The organism is Staphylococcus sp. FSL K6-0223 (assembly GCF_038008285.1).
Window position 1 is genome coordinate 137,335 of sequence record NZ_JBBOYX010000003.1, and the last position, 17,831, is coordinate 155,165.

The following is a 17,831-nucleotide window of genomic DNA, read 5'->3' on the forward strand; positions in this document are numbered from 1 at the left end:
GTCTATAACTATTTAATAGAATTAGAAAGGTGAGAATCGAATGATACTTTTACAACTTAATGACATCTCGAAATCGTTCGATGGTGAAGATATTTTTACTGATGTAGACTTTGAAGTTAAAACTGGTGAAAGAATTGGTGTCGTTGGTCGAAACGGTGCAGGTAAATCTACATTAATGAAAATCATAGCCGGCGTAGAAGGTTACGATAGTGGTCATATATCGAAAATAAAAAATTTAAAAATGGGTTACCTCACGCAACAAATGACACTTAACTCCACGGCTACTGTCTTCGAAGAGATGTCAAAACCATTTGAACATATAAAAAATATGGAAAACTTAATTAAAGAGGAAACAGATTGGTTGGCACAACATACAAATGAATATGAAACCAAAACTTATCAAGAGCATATGGAACGTTATGAATCATTAACAAACCGGTTTGAACAACTTGAAGGTTATCAGTATGAAAGTAAAATAAAAACAGTTCTTCACGGGCTTAATTTTACTGAAAGTGATTTTAATAAACCCATTAATGATTTTAGTGGTGGTCAAAAAACACGACTTTCTCTTGCTCAAATGTTATTGAATGAACCCGACTTACTATTGCTAGATGAGCCAACAAACCACTTAGATTTAGAGACTACTAAATGGTTAGAAGATTATTTAAAATATTTCAAAGGCGCCATTATCATAATTAGTCACGATAGATATTTCCTAGACAAAATAGTTACTCAAATTTATGATGTTGCCCTTGGAGACGTTAAACGTTATGTAGGTAATTATGAACAATTTATTGAGCAACGTGACCAATACTATGAAAAACGTATGCAAGAGTATGAAAAGCAACAAGAAGAAATTAAGAAATTAGAAACATTTGTTGATAAGAATATTACACGCGCTTCAACAAGTGGCATGGCTAAAAGTCGACGTAAAACGTTAGAAAAAATGGAACGTATAGATAAGCCAATGATTGACGCTAGAAGCGCAAATATCCAATTTGGCTTTGAAAGAAATACAGGCAATGATGTCATGCATATTCGTGACCTAAAAATTGGTTATGATTCACCTATCACTCAACCCATTAATATCGAAGTATTCAAGGGGGATCATATCGCAGTGATAGGACCAAACGGCGTAGGAAAAACGACACTTATCAAAACAATTGCCGATAAGCAAAACAAACTTGGTGGAGAAATTACTTTTGGAGCAAATCTTCAAATAGGCTACTATGACCAAAAACAAGCTGAATTTAAATCAAATAAAACAATTTTAGATTACGTTTGGGACCAGTACCCTACTATGAATGAGAAAGATGTACGTGCTGTACTAGGTCGTTTCTTATTTGTACAAGAAGATGTTAAAAAAATAATTAATGACCTATCTGGTGGTGAAAAAGCTCGTTTGCAATTAGCTTTATTAATGTTACAAAAAGACAATGTGCTAATTTTAGACGAACCTACCAACCACTTAGATATCGACTCAAAAGAAATGTTAGAACAAGCGTTAAAACATTTTGAAGGTACAATAATATTTGTTTCTCATGATAGATATTTTATTAATCAGCTTGCAAATAAAGTATTTGATTTGAATCATGATGGTGGACAGATATATCTCGGGGACTATCAATACTATATTGAGAAAACTGAAGAAGCTGCTGCACTAAAAGCTCAAGAAGAATTAAATAATTCTTCTTCAAAAACCAATAACAATAATGACACTTCTATTTCTTCTTCAGCATATTCAAGTCAAAAACAACAGAAAAGTCATCAACGTAAAATCGAACGTCAGATTGAACAATGTGAAACTAAGATTGAAGAATTTGAAACTCATATTTCTTATATTGAAACACAATTAACTCAGCCAGAAGTATTTAATGATCCAATGAAAGCTGCAGAATTAGCTGAGGAAAAAAATAATACCGAACAAAAATTAGAACAAGTTATGTTAGAATGGGAAGAATTACAAGAAAAATTATAAATATCCATTTATTATTGAGACACTTAAAGGTAGAATTTCTTACTTTTTAGTGTCTTTTAGTATGTTATTACACAAATTTTATTCACACGCTTTATTGTTAATTTGATAGCTATCCACACACTTATCCTAGTTATCCACAAGTAAATTAACACTTTTCCTAAAAATTATTCGAGTTATACACGGTAATATCCACACTTTTCAACAGTATTTATCCACAGTTTACTCACATTTTGTTGATAAGTACGCACGTTCCCTATTGACATCTTATATTTAGTATGAAGATTTGAGTCTAAAATTTATTTATGAAATAATTTAACTATAACTATATTGAGGAGACATTTATGACTAATAATCAGACGTTTGGACTCATCGTTCTTATCTTTATTATTTTAATAGCGATTGTAAATATCACCGTTTCATTTATCGAAAGGAGAAAAACAATCGCTAAAATTAATACGCTTTGGGATAGGAAAGCTAAATTAGAGACATTTATAAGGCCTAATTCTAGGTTTGATGCTCAATATCAAGAGTATAAGGATAATTATACTAATCAACATCCTCTTATAGATGATAAAACTTGGTCAGATTTAAACATTGAAGCTCTATTTCATAAAATAAACTTCAATTTTACCGCTATTGGAGAAATGAAATTATATGCCACATTAAGAGGAATGTTCTCGATTGAAAATCAATCACTCATCAAGCGTTATAGCGAGGATAAATCTTTTCGTTTAAATGTATCTTACATACTTTCTAAAATAGGCAAAACTGTATACCCATTATTCCCAGATCAATTAACACCAATTCCTAAGAACAATCTCTTAATGTTTTGTCCTTTATTACCTTTAATTGCATTTTTATCTATATTTATTTCACCAGAAATAGGAGTCTTTTTATTTATTGGAAGCTTCTTCTTAAATATTGTGCTTTCTTTGAATTTAAAGAAAACTTATGAACAGGATTTAAAATCAATCTTTTATACTGCTAATGTAATCAAACAATGTAAGGCTTTGTCTAAGATAGAGGGAACACCTGACATAAATATTAATTTTAATCACTTTAAAAATTCTCGACGTTTTAGTGGATTGCTAGCTCAATTAGAATCCAATGATGTTGTAGGCAGTACGATTATGCTTGTCAAATTAATGTTTATGGTTGATTATGTTTTATTTCATCTAATACAACATAGTTATTTTAAATATCAAAATGAAGTCGAAGAATGTTACGACTATATTAGTACACTAGATAATCACTACTCTTTAGCTATGTATAGACGTACGTTAACTAATTATTGTATACCTCATGCTGATCAATACATGGAGGGTGTGCATTTTCAAAGTTTAATTCATCCACTAATAGATGAAGAAGTGGCCGTTCCTAATGATTTAAACTTGGATAACAATCTTCTACTTACAGGTTCGAACGCTTCTGGTAAATCGACTTTCATGAAGGCTGTAGCACTGAATGTTATTATGGCTCAATCCCTTAATATTGCTACTGCTGAATCATTTAACTACCAACCAGGTTACGTTTTTACTTCAATGGCTAACGCAGATGATGTACTCTCAGGGGACAGCTATTTTATGGCTGAATTAAAGTCAATTAGACGACTTTTTAATATTCATACACAAGCTAAAATTTACTGTTTCATAGATGAGATTTTTAAAGGAACTAATACAACTGAACGTATTGCTGCTTCTGAATCAGTACTCAGCTATTTAAATGAATTGCCAAATTATCAAGTTGTTGCAGCTACGCATGATATTGAATTGTCCACCCTATTAGAAAAGGATTACCATAATTATCACTTTAATGAGTCTATTCAAAACAATGAAATTTATTTTGACTATAAAATCAAACCTGGCAAAGCAAATACGCGCAATGCAATTGAATTGCTTAGAATTACTCATTTTCCAGATGATATTTATCACCGCGCTAAAACACAAGTAGATGAATAAGTTGACTTTTGACAGTAATAACTATTGAAATATTTATACAATAATAAAAGCACTATATAACGTAATATTAACAGTTAAGTTCATACGTTATATAGTGCTCTTTTGTTTATTTACTCATCGTAAAATCTTCTATGTCTATATTATTTTCACCGTTTAAAGCTAAATCACCTCGTAATCCAGCCTGATAAAGATAATGACCCGCAGCTCCAATCATTGCAGCATTATCTGTACATAAGGATGGACTTGGTATCGTTAAAGTAATGTCTTCATTATCACAAGCTTCTTTGAGTGATGTTCTTAATCCTTTATTGCTTGCTACACCACCTGCCACAATAAGTCGTTTAACGTCATAAGATTTACAAGCATGAATAGCTTTATAAGTTAATACTTCAACAACGCTGTTTTGAAAACTTGTAGCAACATTTTCTTCTACAATTTCTTCATTCTTTTGTCTTAGATTATGCAATTTATTAATGACTGCACTTTTTAATCCACTGAAGCTAAAATCGTAGCTATCCTTTTCAAGCCAAACCCTTGGGAAATCATATACATCTTGACCTTGAGTAGCTAGCTGATCGATTTGTGGTCCTCCAGGATAAGGTAAGTTAATCGTACGAGCCACTTTATCATAAGCTTCTCCAACAGCATCATCTCTCGTCTCACCAATAACTTCAAAATTCAGGTGATCTTTCATATAGACTAACTCTGTATGACCACCGGAAACGATTAAAGACATTAATGGAAATGTAAGTGGTTGCTCTAAATGATTTGCATAAATATGGCCAGCAATATGGTGAACAGGAATAATAGGTTTATCATAAGCGAAAGCGAGCGCCTTTGCAGCATTTATTCCTATTAGTAATGCACCTATTAATCCTGGACCTTGCGTCACTGCTATAGCATCAATCTCGTGCATAGTGACGTTTGCTGAGTCAAGTGCCTCTTCAATCGTAGCTGTCACACCTTCAACATGATGTCTACTTGCGACTTCAGGAACAACTCCACCAAATCGTTTATGACTATCAATTTGACTTAATACTGTATTAGAAAGTATTTCTTGACCATTTCTAATCACACTTACACTTGTTTCATCACAACTGGTTTCCATCCCTAGAATTAAAGTTTGTTGTGTCATTTTAAATTCACCCACATCACTAGTGCATCCTCACCTTCACCATAATAATTTTTTCTTTTTCCACCATATTCAAATCCTAAATTCTGATATACATGTTGCGCCACTACATTATCTAAACGAACTTCTAAACTCATTACTTCACAGGTATGACTTGCGTAATTTTTAACATATTTAAGTAATAATTGACCTAGTCCGTACCCTCTATACTGTTTTTTAATGGCGACTGTTGTAATTTGAGCTTGATCTATAACAATCCACATACCTAAATATCCAATAATTTTATCATCATATTCAATTACAAAATATGTTGCAAATTGATTCTGTTCTATTTCATGATAAAAGGCATCAATCGTCCATGAACTATCATTGAAGCTTTCGCGCTCTATATCAAAGACTTGAGGAACATCTTCAACACTCATTTTCCTAATATTTAATTGTTCTTCTGTTGGTCTAACCAATTTCTTTCCGCCTCTGATAATTTATGATACTTCGGAGTAAATGAATGGATATTTTCAGGTTGTTGAATTAAGGATTTCATAACTGAAGCTTTAGGTAAACTTTCAATCACTTCGCTATCTAATAAATGCTTTATATTTTCTAAATTAAACCCAATAAAAACATATTCTTGATTTAGCGCATGAAGTTTATCTTTTAAATCATTAATTGATAAATATCCATCCTCAATGATTGTAGTTAATTCACCATTAACGTATTGATAAACACCTGTATAAACCGCTTCTCTTCTTGCGTCAAAGATAGGTACTAATAATCTATGCTCATCTTTAATAGTTGCAGCAAGAGCTTTAAGTGATGACACACCATATAATCGAGTTTGTAAAGCGTAAGCTAACGTTTTAGCCACAGTCACACCGATTCTTAAACCTGTGTATGAACCCGGTCCTTCTGCAACAACTATGTCAGTGATTTCTTGTTTATCAACTTGAGACTGTTCAAATAACTTTTGAATCTCAGGCATCAATTGAACTGAATGATTTTGTTTAATATTTGTAGTTTGTTCAATTAACACTTTTTCATCCTGCATGAGTGCAACTGATAACGGCTGATTAGATGTATCAATGAGCAGATAATTCATTGATAACAACCTCCCTTAACATTTCGTAATGTGCACCTTGTGCTTCAATCATTATTGTACGTTCATTTTCATTTATAACATTAATGTTGATTGTCAAATGTTGATAAGGTAATAAATCAGAAATAAACTGACTCCATTCAATGACTGTAACAGCATGGTCTTCGAAATATTCCTCAAATCCTAAATCTTCTTCATGGTCTTCCAAACGATAGCAATCCATATGATGAAGTTTGAGTTCATTCCCTTTATAAGATTTAATAATATTAAATGTTGGTGAATTAATAGTTCGTTTCACACCTAAAGCTTTTCCTATAAACTGTGTTAAAGTCGTTTTACCAGCACCTAAATCGCCGTTCAATAAAATTAAATCTCCTGACTTTAAATTTTTCACTAAAACATCAGCAAATTCTTTCATCTCATCTAAATTGTGTATAGTAATCAACATTCATTCTCCTATTTACGAAGATACATTATTATTTCGTCCTTTATTAACTCATTCATTGTAACAAATTTTATTATAAATTTCTTTGTGAAAATTCTAGAAACATCCTTAAAAATAATTGTTAGAAAATTCTATATTTTTATTGACACGCTATTTCACATGTAGTAAATTAAGTTTATCAAATTTTAAGACAATTCAAATTATTAAGAATACTTATCCATTCACCGAAAGGAGTATAATAAAATGACTTATAATACATCACATTATCTACCGACAATTCAAAACATTATTATCATTTTATTATACTCGTAAGGACTCGAACTTTAGTTAGTTGATCTACTAAATGTTTAAGTCCTATTTCTAGTTGAATGGGACTTTCAAACGTCCCAATTATTATTGGGACGTTTTTTATTGTTCTTAATACTCATACGGGGGGATCAAATATGCGAAGCGACATGATTAAAAAAGGAGATCAACAGGCTCCAGCAAGAAGTCTTTTACATGCGACGGGCGCTCTTCAAAAACCTACAGATATGAATAAGCCTTTTGTGGCAATTTGTAATTCTTATATCGATATCGTACCAGGACATGTTCACTTAAGAGAACTTGCTGATATCGCGAAAGAAGCTATTCGTGAAGCGGGTGCAATCCCTTTCGAATTTAATACGATTGGTGTAGATGATGGCATCGCAATGGGACACATTGGAATGAGATATTCATTACCTTCGAGAGAAATTATTGCAGATGCAGCTGAAACAGTAATTAATGCACATTGGTTCGATGGTGTGTTTTATATTCCTAACTGCGATAAAATCACTCCGGGCATGATACTCGCTGCGGTACGTACAAATGTCCCTGCAATTTTTTGTTCAGGTGGCCCAATGAAAGCTGGACTATCTGCTCACGGTAAAGCACTTACTTTATCTTCAATGTTTGAAGCAGTCGGCGCTTTTAAAGAGGGGTCTATTTCTAAAGAAGAATTTTTAGATATGGAGCAAAATGCCTGCCCTACTTGTGGTTCATGTGCTGGTATGTTCACAGCAAATTCTATGAACTGTTTGATGGAGGTTTTAGGACTCGCCTTACCTTACAATGGAACAGCTTTAGCAGTTAGTGACCAACGTCGTGAAATGATTCGTCAAGCTGCTTTTCGATTAGTAGATAATATTAAAAATGATATAAAACCAAGAGACATCGTTACACGAGAGGCAATTGATGATGCTTTTGCATTAGACATGGCAATGGGCGGCTCAACTAATACTGTATTGCATACATTAGCAATCGCAAATGAAGCAGGCATTGATTATGACTTAGAACGTATTAATGAAATTGCGAAAAGAACACCCTATCTTTCAAAAATCGCACCTAGCTCTTCTTACTCTATGCACGATGTACATGAAGCTGGTGGTGTCCCCGCTATTATCAATGAGTTAATGAAAAAAGATGGTACGTTACACCCAGAAAGGATTACAGTTACTGGTAAAACATTAAAAGAAAATAATAAAGGAAAGGAAATTTCAAACTTTGATGTTATACATCCTCTCGATAGTCCCTATGATCACGAAGGTGGACTTTCAGTACTTTTCGGTAATATAGCTCCCAAAGGTGCAGTGATTAAAGTAGGTGGTGTAGATCCCTCTATTAAAGTCTTTAAAGGGAAAGCTATTTGTTTTAACTCTCATGATGAAGCTGTTGAAGCAATTGACAATCATACTGTACGTGAAGGTCATGTTGTAGTTATTCGCTATGAAGGTCCTAAAGGCGGTCCGGGAATGCCTGAAATGTTAGCTCCTACTTCCTCTATTGTTGGCCGAGGATTAGGAAAAGATGTGGCTTTAATTACTGACGGTAGATTTTCAGGTGCTACAAGAGGTATTGCTGTGGGACACATTTCCCCAGAAGCAGCATCTGGTGGCCCTATCGGATTAATTAGAGATGGAGATGAAATTACAATTGATTTAACAAATAGAAAGTTAGATGTTGACCAGCCACAAGAAGAACTTTATCGCAGACGTGAAGAGCTACAACCATTTAAAGCAAAAGTAAAAACAGGATATCTGGCTAGATACACCTCTTTAGTCACAAGTGCTAATACAGGTGGTATTATGCAAGTTCCAGAAAGCCTTATTTAATTAGGAGATGATTACGATGTCTAATCAAAAAGAAAGCCCCTCTTTTACAACGGTAACCGCGATTAGTAAAGAAAATACTGATACATTAAATGTTTCTGAATCACAAGAACCAGAATATCTTCAACAACAGACTGTTAATCAAATGCGTAGTGGTTCTCAACTTTTAGTTGAAGCTTTACAACATGAGGACGTTGATTTTATTTTTGGTTACCCAGGCGGTGCTGTATTGCCACTTTATGACACATTTTATGATGGACAAATCAAGCATATCTTAGCAAGACATGAACAAGGTGCAACCCATGCCGCAGAAGGATATGCACGTGTCTCAGGTAAAACTGGTGTAGTTGTTGTCACTAGTGGCCCAGGAGCTACAAATGCAATTACTGGTATCACAGATGCACATAGTGATTCTTTACCTTTAGTCGTTTTTACAGGTCAAGTAGCAACACCAGGAATTGGAAAAGATGCCTTCCAAGAAGCAGATTTACTTTCTATGACAACACCAATTACTAAACAAAATTATCAAATTAAAAATGTTGAAGATATTCCTAAAATAGTTCATGAAGCATTTCATGTAGCTAATTCAGGAAGAAAAGGTCCTGTCGTCATTGATTTCCCGAAAGACATGGGAATTTTATCAACAAACGTTGGTTTATCAAATGAAATCAATTTGCCTCATTATCAAGTTAAAAGTGAACCAGAAGATATAGACATTAAGACATTAGTTTCATATATTAGTAAATCTAAAAAGCCTATTATTCTCGCAGGTTCAGGTATCAATCATTCTAAATCAAATCAATTATTAACAGAATTTGTCACTAAACATCAAATCCCTACCGTAACCACACTATTAGGTCTTGGTGCAATACCTTACGAACATCCCCTGTTCTTAGGAATGGGAGGCATGCATGGTTCATATGCAAGTAATATGGCACTCACTGAATGTGATTTACTCATTAATTTAGGTAGTCGTTTTGATGACCGACTAGCTAGCAAACCTGATGCATTTGCACCAAACGCTAAGATAGTTCACGTAGACATCGATCCTTCAGAAATCAATAAAGTCATTCAAACAGATTTAGGTATTGTTGCCGATTGTAAACTCGTTTTAGAAGCTTTATCTTCTGAAAATGTCACAACAGCTCATCATGAAGAATGGATTCATTATTGTAAACAGAATAAGCAAAAACATCCATTTAAATACGATAAAAATGAAGATGATACATTTAGTAAACCTCAAAAGGCAATTGAATACATCGGAAAAATTACAAATGGCGATGCAATCGTCACTACTGATGTAGGTCAACATCAAATGTGGGCTGCTCAGTTCTACCCTTTCAAAGACCATGGTCAATGGGTAACTAGTGGCGGATTAGGTACGATGGGATTTGGTATTCCTTCTGCGATTGGTGCACAACTCGCTTCCCTTGATAAAACTGTCGTATGCTTCGTCGGAGATGGTGGTTTCCAAATGACTAATCAAGAAATGGCGCTATTGCCTGAATACAACCTGAACGTGAAAATAGTGTTAATCAATAATGGTACGTTAGGTATGGTTAAACAATGGCAAGACAAATTCTTTAACCAGCGCTTCTCTCATTCAGTATTTAATGATCAACCTGATTTTATTAAAATGGCTGAAGCATATGGTATCAATGGATATCTAATTGATTCACCGGACAAACTTGAATCACAAATCGATGCAGCTTTCAATCATAATGGTCCAGCATTAATTGAAGTTCGCATCTCTCCTGTAGAACCTGTCAATCCTATGGTACCTAGTGGTAAATCTAATCACGAGATGGAGGGATTATAATGAAACGTACAATTCAATTTGTGGTCGCCGACCAAGTGAGTACATTACATCGTATTACAAGTGCATTTGTTCGATTACAATGTAACATTGATGAGCTGCATGTTAAGAGGTCAGATAATGAAGGTATTTCTAATCTAGAACTGAAAGTACATATTGAAGACGAAGCTGCTTTCAATATTGTATTAAAAAAGTTAGAACAACAAATCAATGTATTAAGTGTTACGAGTGTTTAAAAAATTGTTTGATGCGCTAGCGATGTAAAAAAAATTGATGATTGAGACATAACTATCATCTTACATATTTTTATAACATAAATATTTTGAAAATTAAGAATTTTTAGGAAGTAATTGGAGGAATTCACTATGACAAAAGTTTATTATGATCAATCAGTTGAAAAAGATGCTTTACAAGGTAAAAAAATTGCAGTAATTGGTTACGGTTCACAAGGACATGCACACGCTCAAAATTTAAAAGACAATGGTTATGATGTAGTCGTTGGTATTCGACCTGGTCATTCTTTCGATAGAGCTAAAGAAGATGGATTTGATGTTTATCCAGTGAATGAGGCTACTAAACAAGCAGATGTAGTAATGATTTTATTACCTGATGAAATCCAAGGTAATGTATATAAAAATGAAATTGAACCTAACTTAGAAGCAGGCAATGCATTAGCTTTTGCGCACGGATTTAACATTTACTTTGGAGTTATTCAACCCCCTGCTGATGTAGATGTATTCTTAGTAGCACCTAAAGGTCCTGGTCATTTAGTAAGACGTACCTTTGTAGAAGGTACTGCTGTACCAGCATTATTCGGTGTACAACAAGATGCTTCAGGTCACGCACGTGATATCGCACTAAGTTATGCCAAAGGTATTGGTGCAACACGTGCTGGTGTTATTGAAACTACATTCAAAGAAGAAACTGAAACTGATTTATTCGGTGAACAAGCTGTACTTTGCGGGGGTATCCATAAATTAATTCAAAGTGGTTTTGAAACTCTAGTAGAAGCTGGATATCAAAAAGAATTAGCATACTTCGAAGTATTACACGAAATGAAATTAATCGTTGATTTAATGTACGAAGGCGGTATGGAAAACGTTCGCTACTCTATTTCAAATACAGCTGAATTTGGTGATTATGTATCTGGACCACGTGTTATCACTCCAGAAGTTAAAAACAACATGAAAACTGTATTAGAAGATATTCAAAACGGTAACTTTGCTAATCGTTTTGTTAAAGATAATGAAAATGGCTTTAAAGAATTTTACCAATTACGTGAACAACAACATGGTCATGAAATCGAAGCGGTTGGTCGTGAATTAAGAAAAATGATGCCATTTATTAAAGCTAAAAGTATTCAAAAATAATAAGGAGATGTTAAAAATGGAAAGCCATATTCAATTTTTTGATACAACACTAAGAGACGGAGAACAAACACCGGGAGTCAACTTTACCTTTGACGAAAGATTGAAAATTGCTAAGCAATTAGAAAAATGGGGAGTCGATGTCATAGAAGCTGGTTTCCCCGCTTCAAGCTCTGGAAGTTTTAAATCAGTTGAATCAATTGCAAAGGCATTAACTACTACAGCAGTTTGTGGCTTAGCTAGATGTAAAAAGTCAGATATAGACGCTGTATATGAATCAACTAAGTTAGCTGCTAAACCGCAAGTACATGTGTTTATTGCAACATCCCCTATTCATTTAGAGCATAAATTAAAAATGTCTCAAGAGGAAGTATTAGCATCTATCAAAGAACATGTATCATACGCTAAACAATTTTTTGAAGTAGTACAATTTTCCCCTGAAGATGCGACTAGAACCGAAATTCCGTTCTTAATTGATTGTGTGCAAACTGCTATTGATGCTGGCGCTACCATTATTAACATCCCAGATACTGTAGGATTCAGTTATCCTACAGAATATGAACAAATTTTCAAAACATTAACCAAATCCATCCATTCTGAACAACCAATCGTTTTCAGTGCCCATTGTCATGATGACCTGGGTATGGCTGTATCTAATAGTCTCGCAGCCATTGAAGGTGGTGCACGACGCATCGAAGGTACTGTGAATGGAATTGGTGAACGTGCGGGTAATGCTGCGCTTGAAGAAGTTGCATTAGCACTTTATGTTCGACGTGATCATTATGGTATTGAATCCCAAATTAAACTTGATGAAACTAAGAAAACATCAGACCTCATATCACGATACGCAGGAATTCGAGTTCCAAGAAACAAAGCAATCGTCGGTCAAAATGCGTTTAGTCATGAATCGGGGATACATCAAGATGGTGTACTCAAACATCGTGAAACATATGAAATTATGACGCCTCAATTAGTCGGAGTAAGTACAACTGAATTACCTCTTGGTAAATTGTCTGGAAAGCATGCTTTTGCTGAGAAACTAAAATCATTAGGCTATGACATTAGCACTGAGGATCAAATCAACTTATTTAAACAATTTAAAGAAGTTGCTGATAAGAAAAAATCAGTTTCTGATCGCGACATCCATGCAATCATTCAAGGATCTGAGCATGAGCAACGAGCGATTTATCAATTAGAAAATTTACAACTGCAATATGTATCTAAAGGGCTACAAAGTGCTGTGGTCGTGATTAAAGATAAAAATGGAAAAACTTATCAAGATTCAAGTATTGGAACAGGTTCAATCGTATCTATATATAATGCTGTTGATCGTATTTTCCAAAGAAAGACAGAACTTATCGATTATAGGATTGACTCAATCACTGAAGGTGCAGATGCGCAAGCAGAAGTTCACGTTAGTTTAATCATCGAAGGTACACCAGTCAACGGTATAGGAATTGATCATGATATTTTACAGGCTTCTTGTAAAGCCTATATAGAAGCTCATGCGAAATATATTTCTGAAACACAAAAGAAAGAAGGTATTCATTCATGAGTTACAAAATCGTAGCTTTACCTGGCGATGGTATAGGACCAGAAATTATAAATGGTACATTAGAGCTTCTCGAACTAATCAGTCATAAATATGACTTCCAGTATCAAATAGAACATCATCATTTTGGAGGTGCGGCAATCGATAACTATGGTACACCTCTTACTGATGAAACATTAGAAGCATGTAAATCTTCAAATGCCATTTTACTTGGTGCAATTGGTGGTCCCAAATGGTCAAATCCTAAAAATCGTCCAGAACATGGGCTATTAAAACTTAGAAAAGCTTTAAATTTATATGCAAATATACGTCCAACCATTGTAAGTGAGGGTACCAGTCATTTATCTCCGTTAAGACAAGAGCGAGTTGAAGGTACTGATTTAGTGATTGTCAGAGAACTAACTAGCGGTATTTATTTTGGTGAACCAAGTCACTATAATAATCATTCAGCTCTAGATTCACTTACTTATACTCGTGAAGAAATAGAGAGAATCGTTAGAGTTGCATTTAATTTAGCTCAAAATAGAAGAAAAAAACTAACATCCGTTGATAAAGAAAATGTATTATCTTCAAGTAAACTTTGGCGTCAAGTGGTGAATGAAGTTAAAGCGGATTATCCAGATGTTGAAGTCAACCACTTGTTAGTAGATGCCTGTAGCATGCATTTAATCACACACCCTACTCAATTTGATGTTATTGTTACCGAAAATTTATTTGGAGACATTTTGAGTGATGAAGCATCAGTAATACCAGGCTCACTTGGTTTATCCCCTTCCGCAAGTTTTGGGGAACAAGGGACACGATTATATGAGCCTATTCATGGCTCGGCACCTGATATCGCTAACCAAGATAAAGCTAATCCATTTGGTATGGTGTTATCTTTGGCACTTTGTTTAAAAGAAAGTCTAAATCAAGAACAAGCCGCAATAGAACTTGAAAAACATGTATTTAAACTCATTAAGTCTGGCCATACTACAGCAGATTTAGGTGGAAGTCACAAAACTTCTGAAATATTTAAACTACTAAAGAATAATTATTTATAAAAGGGAGGAGAAGTATTATGGGACGAACACTATTCGATAAAGTATGGAATAAACATGTTCTACATGGGAATGAAGGTGAACCACAATTATTATATATAGACCTACATCTCATACATGAAGTTACTTCTCCTCAAGCTTTTGAGGGACTCAGAATTCAGAATCGTTCATTAAGAAGACCTGATCTCACGTTTGCTACTTTAGACCATAATGTACCGACTATCGACATTTTTAACATAAAAGATGAAATAGCAAATAAACAGATTACTACCCTACAAAAGAATGCCAAAGACTTTGGCGTCCATATCTTTGATATGGGATCTGATGAACAAGGTATCGTTCATATGGTAGGACCTGAAACAGGTTTAACTCAACCAGGAAAGACAATTGTTTGTGGCGATTCTCACACCGCGACACATGGTGCTTTTGGTGCAATCGCATTTGGAATTGGTACAAGTGAAGTTGAACATGTCTTTGCTACTCAAACACTTTGGCAAACTAAACCTAAGAATTTAAAAATTGATATAAATGGTAAATTACCTACCGGCGTTTATGCCAAGGATATAATACTCTATTTAATTAACCAATATGGCGTTGATTTTGGTACAGGATATGCCCTTGAATTTACAGGAGAAACGATTAAGAGTTTGTCTATGGAAGCTCGAATGACAATTTGTAATATGGCAATTGAAGCAGGCGCAAAATACGGTATGATGCAACCTGATAAGACGACTTTTGAATATGTTAAAGGTCGTCCTTACGCTACTAATTTTGATCAATCTATTGATTGGTGGCAAACTTTATATTCCGATGAGGATGCGTACTTCGATAAAGTTATTGAATTAGATGTTTCAAACTTAGAACCTCAGGTGACATGGGGAACAAATCCAGAAATGGGAGTTAATTTTAGCTCTCCTTTCCCAGAAATTAAAGATTCTAATGATGAACGTGCCTATAACTACATGGGACTCAAACCAGGTCAAAAAGCCGAAGATATTGAATTAGGCTATGTATTCTTAGGTTCATGTACGAATGCAAGACTCTCTGATTTAGTAGAAGCAAGTCATATTGTTAAAGGTAATAAAGTTCATCCTAATATCACAGCTATTGTAGTGCCTGGCTCCAGAACAGTTAAGAAGGAAGCTGAAGCACTAGGTCTAGATGTCATTTTTAAAGAAGCAGGTTTTGAATGGAGAGAACCAGGTTGTTCAATGTGTTTAGGTATGAATCCCGATCAAGTTCCTGAAGGTGTGCACTGTGCTTCCACAAGTAATCGTAATTTCGAAGGACGTCAAGGTAAAGGTGCACGAACCCATCTTGTATCTCCTGCTATGGCAGCAGCTGCTGCTATTAACGGTAAATTTGTAGACGTAAGAAAGGTGGTCGTATAGATGGAAATTCAACCTATTACAACATACACAGGTAAAGTTGTTCCCCTTTTCTACGACAATATAGATACAGATCAAATTATACCCAAAGTTCATCTCAAACGTATTTCAAAAACCGGCTTTGGTCCCTTCGCCTTTGATGAATGGCGTTATTTACCTGATGGTTCTGATAATCCAGAATTTAACCCTAATAAGCCAGAATATAAAGATGCTTCTATTTTAATAACGGGAGACAACTTTGGGTGTGGTTCAAGTCGTGAACATGCTGCTTGGGCTTTAAAAGACTATGGTTTTAATATTATTATCGCAGGTAGTTTTAGTGATATCTTCTATATGAATTGTACGAAGAATGCAATGCTCCCTATTACACTTGATAAGGAAGCACGAGAACATCTGGCTCAATTTGAAGAAATTACGGTAGATCTACCTTCGCAAACCGTATCATCTTCAGAACAAACTTTTGAATTTAAAATAGATGAAACATGGAAGAATAAATTAGTAAATGGACTTGATGATATTGCCATTACTTTACAATATGAAGATCTAATAGAAAAATATGAAAAAACATTTTAAGGGTGTGGAATATTATGACAGTTAAAACAACCGTTTCGACACAAGATATAGATGAAGCTTTTTTACGCCTCAAAGATATCGTGAAAGAAACGCCATTACAGCTTGACCACTATCTTTCTCAAAAATATGATTGTAAAGTATATTTAAAAAGAGAAGACTTACAGTGGGTTCGTTCTTTCAAATTAAGAGGCGCATATAATGCTATTTCAGTATTATCTGAAGAAGCTAAAAATCGAGGTATCACTTGTGCTAGTGCTGGTAACCATGCTCAAGGCGTGGCATACACTGCTAAGAAATTAAATCTTAGAGCTGTAATTTTTATGCCAGTTACTACACCTCTTCAGAAAATAAACCAAGTTCAATTTTTTGGTAGCGATAATGTTGAAGTCGTGCTAACTGGTGATACATTTGATCATTGCTTAGAAGAAGCTTTAGCTTATACTAAAGAAAATGAAATGAATTTTATTGATCCATTTAATAATGTATATACAATTTCAGGCCAAGGAACACTTGCCAAAGAAATTATTGAACAATCCGAAGCAGATGGAGTAAAATTTGATTATTTATTTTCTGCTATAGGCGGTGGAGGTTTAATATCTGGTATTAGCACATATTTCAAGGCTTATTCCCCAAACACACAAATTATTGGTGTTGAACCTGCAGGCGCCTGCAGTATGTATGAATCTGTAGTCGTAAACAAACGGGTCATCACTTTAGATCACATTGATAAATTTGTTGATGGTGCTTCAGTAGCCAGAGTTGGAGATATTACATTTGATATAGCTAAGCATAATGTAGATGATTATGTACAAGTAGATGAAGGAGCAGTATGTTCTACTATACTAGATATGTACTCTAAACAAGCTATAGTAGCTGAACCCGCAGGCGCTTTAAGTGTAGCTGCTCTTGAAAACTATAGAGCAAAAATTAAAGGTAAAACTGTTGTATGTGTTGTAAGCGGTGGTAATAATGATATTAATAGAATGAAAGAAATTGAAGAGCGTTCATTATTATTTGAAGAGATGAAACATTACTTCATCCTTAATTTTCCTCAAAGACCAGGGGCTTTAAGAGAGTTTGTTAATGATGTACTAGGTCCTCAAGATGATATTACTAAATTTGAATATCTTAAAAAGTCCTCTCAAACAACAGGTACTGTTATCATTGGTATTCAACTTAAACATCACAATGATCTCATTCAATTAAAAGAACGTGTAAATCAATTTGATCCATCAAATATCTATATTAATGAAAATAAAATGTTATATTCTTTATTAATTTAAAAGCTACAATGAAAGCTTGAAAATAATCTTACTATTGTAAGTATTATTTTCAAGCTTTTTCGTATGACCCAATTTCA

At 34.3% G+C, this 17,831-nt stretch carries 15 protein-coding genes; 11 read left to right on the forward strand and 4 right to left on the reverse strand.

What is annotated here, in order from left to right; all coding sequences use genetic code 11:
* The first annotated feature begins 40 nt into the window (after positions 1-40).
* Both MHI13_RS17875 and MHI13_RS17880 read left to right on the forward strand, forming a co-directional pair.
* Entirely contained in the window at positions 41-1,978 is a 1,938-nt protein-coding gene (locus tag MHI13_RS17875; protein WP_064210771.1) for an ABC-F family ATP-binding cassette domain-containing protein, read from the forward strand.
* 341 nt (positions 1,979-2,319) lie between these two features.
* On the forward strand, positions 2,320-3,936 hold the full coding sequence (locus MHI13_RS17880) for a MutS-related protein (protein WP_064210770.1): 1,617 nt from the start codon (positions 2,320-2,322) through the stop codon (positions 3,934-3,936).
* 106 nt (positions 3,937-4,042) lie between these two features.
* On the opposite strand, the gene tsaD is transcribed toward MHI13_RS17880, so the two are convergent.
* Genes tsaD through tsaE form a run of 4 tightly spaced genes read right to left on the reverse strand, consistent with a single transcriptional unit; the run spans position 4,043 to position 6,606 of the window.
* Positions 4,043-5,071: a tRNA (adenosine(37)-N6)-threonylcarbamoyltransferase complex transferase subunit TsaD gene (tsaD, locus tag MHI13_RS17885; RefSeq protein ID WP_064210783.1), complete on the reverse strand. Its 1,029-nt coding sequence runs from the start codon at positions 5,069-5,071 to the stop codon at positions 4,043-4,045.
* Positions 5,068-5,529, reverse strand: a complete 462-nt coding sequence (gene rimI / locus MHI13_RS17890) for a ribosomal protein S18-alanine N-acetyltransferase (protein WP_002436921.1) — start codon at positions 5,527-5,529, stop codon at positions 5,068-5,070. The genes tsaD and rimI overlap by 4 nt, the downstream gene beginning before the upstream one ends.
* Positions 5,502-6,164, reverse strand: a complete 663-nt coding sequence (gene tsaB / locus MHI13_RS17895; RefSeq protein ID WP_002436924.1) for a tRNA (adenosine(37)-N6)-threonylcarbamoyltransferase complex dimerization subunit type 1 TsaB — start codon at positions 6,162-6,164, stop codon at positions 5,502-5,504. The genes rimI and tsaB overlap by 28 nt, the downstream gene beginning before the upstream one ends.
* Positions 6,145-6,606 carry a tRNA (adenosine(37)-N6)-threonylcarbamoyltransferase complex ATPase subunit type 1 TsaE gene (gene tsaE, locus MHI13_RS17900; protein WP_168992761.1) on the reverse strand — a complete coding sequence of 154 codons (462 nt, stop codon included), beginning with the start codon at positions 6,604-6,606 and terminating at the stop codon, positions 6,145-6,147. Before tsaE ends, tsaB begins: the two co-directional genes overlap by 20 nt.
* A 443-nt stretch (positions 6,607-7,049) precedes the next feature.
* On the opposite strand from tsaE, the gene ilvD reads away from it, so the two are divergent.
* The 9 genes from ilvD to ilvA all read left to right on the forward strand — a co-directional run bounded on the left by ilvD (position 7,050) and on the right by ilvA (position 17,754).
* A complete protein-coding gene (ilvD, locus tag MHI13_RS17905) occupies positions 7,050-8,738 on the forward strand; it encodes a dihydroxy-acid dehydratase (RefSeq protein ID WP_064210769.1) in 1,689 nt (562 codons plus the stop codon).
* 142 nt (positions 8,739-8,880) lie between these two features.
* On the forward strand, positions 8,881-10,554 hold the full coding sequence (gene ilvB, locus MHI13_RS17910) for a biosynthetic-type acetolactate synthase large subunit (RefSeq protein ID WP_422785088.1): 1,674 nt from the start codon (positions 8,881-8,883) through the stop codon (positions 10,552-10,554).
* Positions 10,554-10,787 (forward strand): ACT domain-containing protein, encoded by a 234-nt coding sequence (locus MHI13_RS17915; RefSeq protein WP_002436904.1) that lies wholly within the window; start codon positions 10,554-10,556, stop codon positions 10,785-10,787. Before ilvB ends, MHI13_RS17915 begins: the two co-directional genes overlap by 1 nt.
* Positions 10,788-10,916: 129 nt before the next feature.
* Entirely contained in the window at positions 10,917-11,921 is a 1,005-nt protein-coding gene (gene ilvC / locus MHI13_RS17920; protein ID WP_064210767.1) for a ketol-acid reductoisomerase, read from the forward strand.
* A gap of 16 nt (positions 11,922-11,937) precedes the next feature.
* On the forward strand, positions 11,938-13,473 hold the full coding sequence (locus MHI13_RS17925) for a 2-isopropylmalate synthase (RefSeq protein WP_064210766.1): 1,536 nt from the start codon (positions 11,938-11,940) through the stop codon (positions 13,471-13,473).
* Positions 13,470-14,513 carry a 3-isopropylmalate dehydrogenase gene (gene leuB / locus MHI13_RS17930; RefSeq protein ID WP_064210765.1) on the forward strand — a complete coding sequence of 348 codons (1,044 nt, stop codon included), beginning with the start codon at positions 13,470-13,472 and terminating at the stop codon, positions 14,511-14,513. The genes MHI13_RS17925 and leuB overlap by 4 nt, the downstream gene beginning before the upstream one ends.
* 17 nt (positions 14,514-14,530) lie before the next feature.
* Complete coding sequence (gene leuC, locus MHI13_RS17935; RefSeq protein WP_002436896.1) at positions 14,531-15,901, forward strand: 3-isopropylmalate dehydratase large subunit; 1,371 nt, start codon at positions 14,531-14,533, stop codon at positions 15,899-15,901.
* Positions 15,902-16,471, forward strand: a complete 570-nt coding sequence (gene leuD / locus MHI13_RS17940) for a 3-isopropylmalate dehydratase small subunit (RefSeq protein WP_002436916.1) — start codon at positions 15,902-15,904, stop codon at positions 16,469-16,471. It abuts the gene before it with no gap.
* 14 nt (positions 16,472-16,485) lie between these two features.
* Positions 16,486-17,754, forward strand: a complete 1,269-nt coding sequence (ilvA, locus tag MHI13_RS17945) for a threonine ammonia-lyase IlvA (RefSeq protein WP_064210764.1) — start codon at positions 16,486-16,488, stop codon at positions 17,752-17,754.
* The last annotated feature ends 77 nt before the right edge of the window (positions 17,755-17,831 follow it).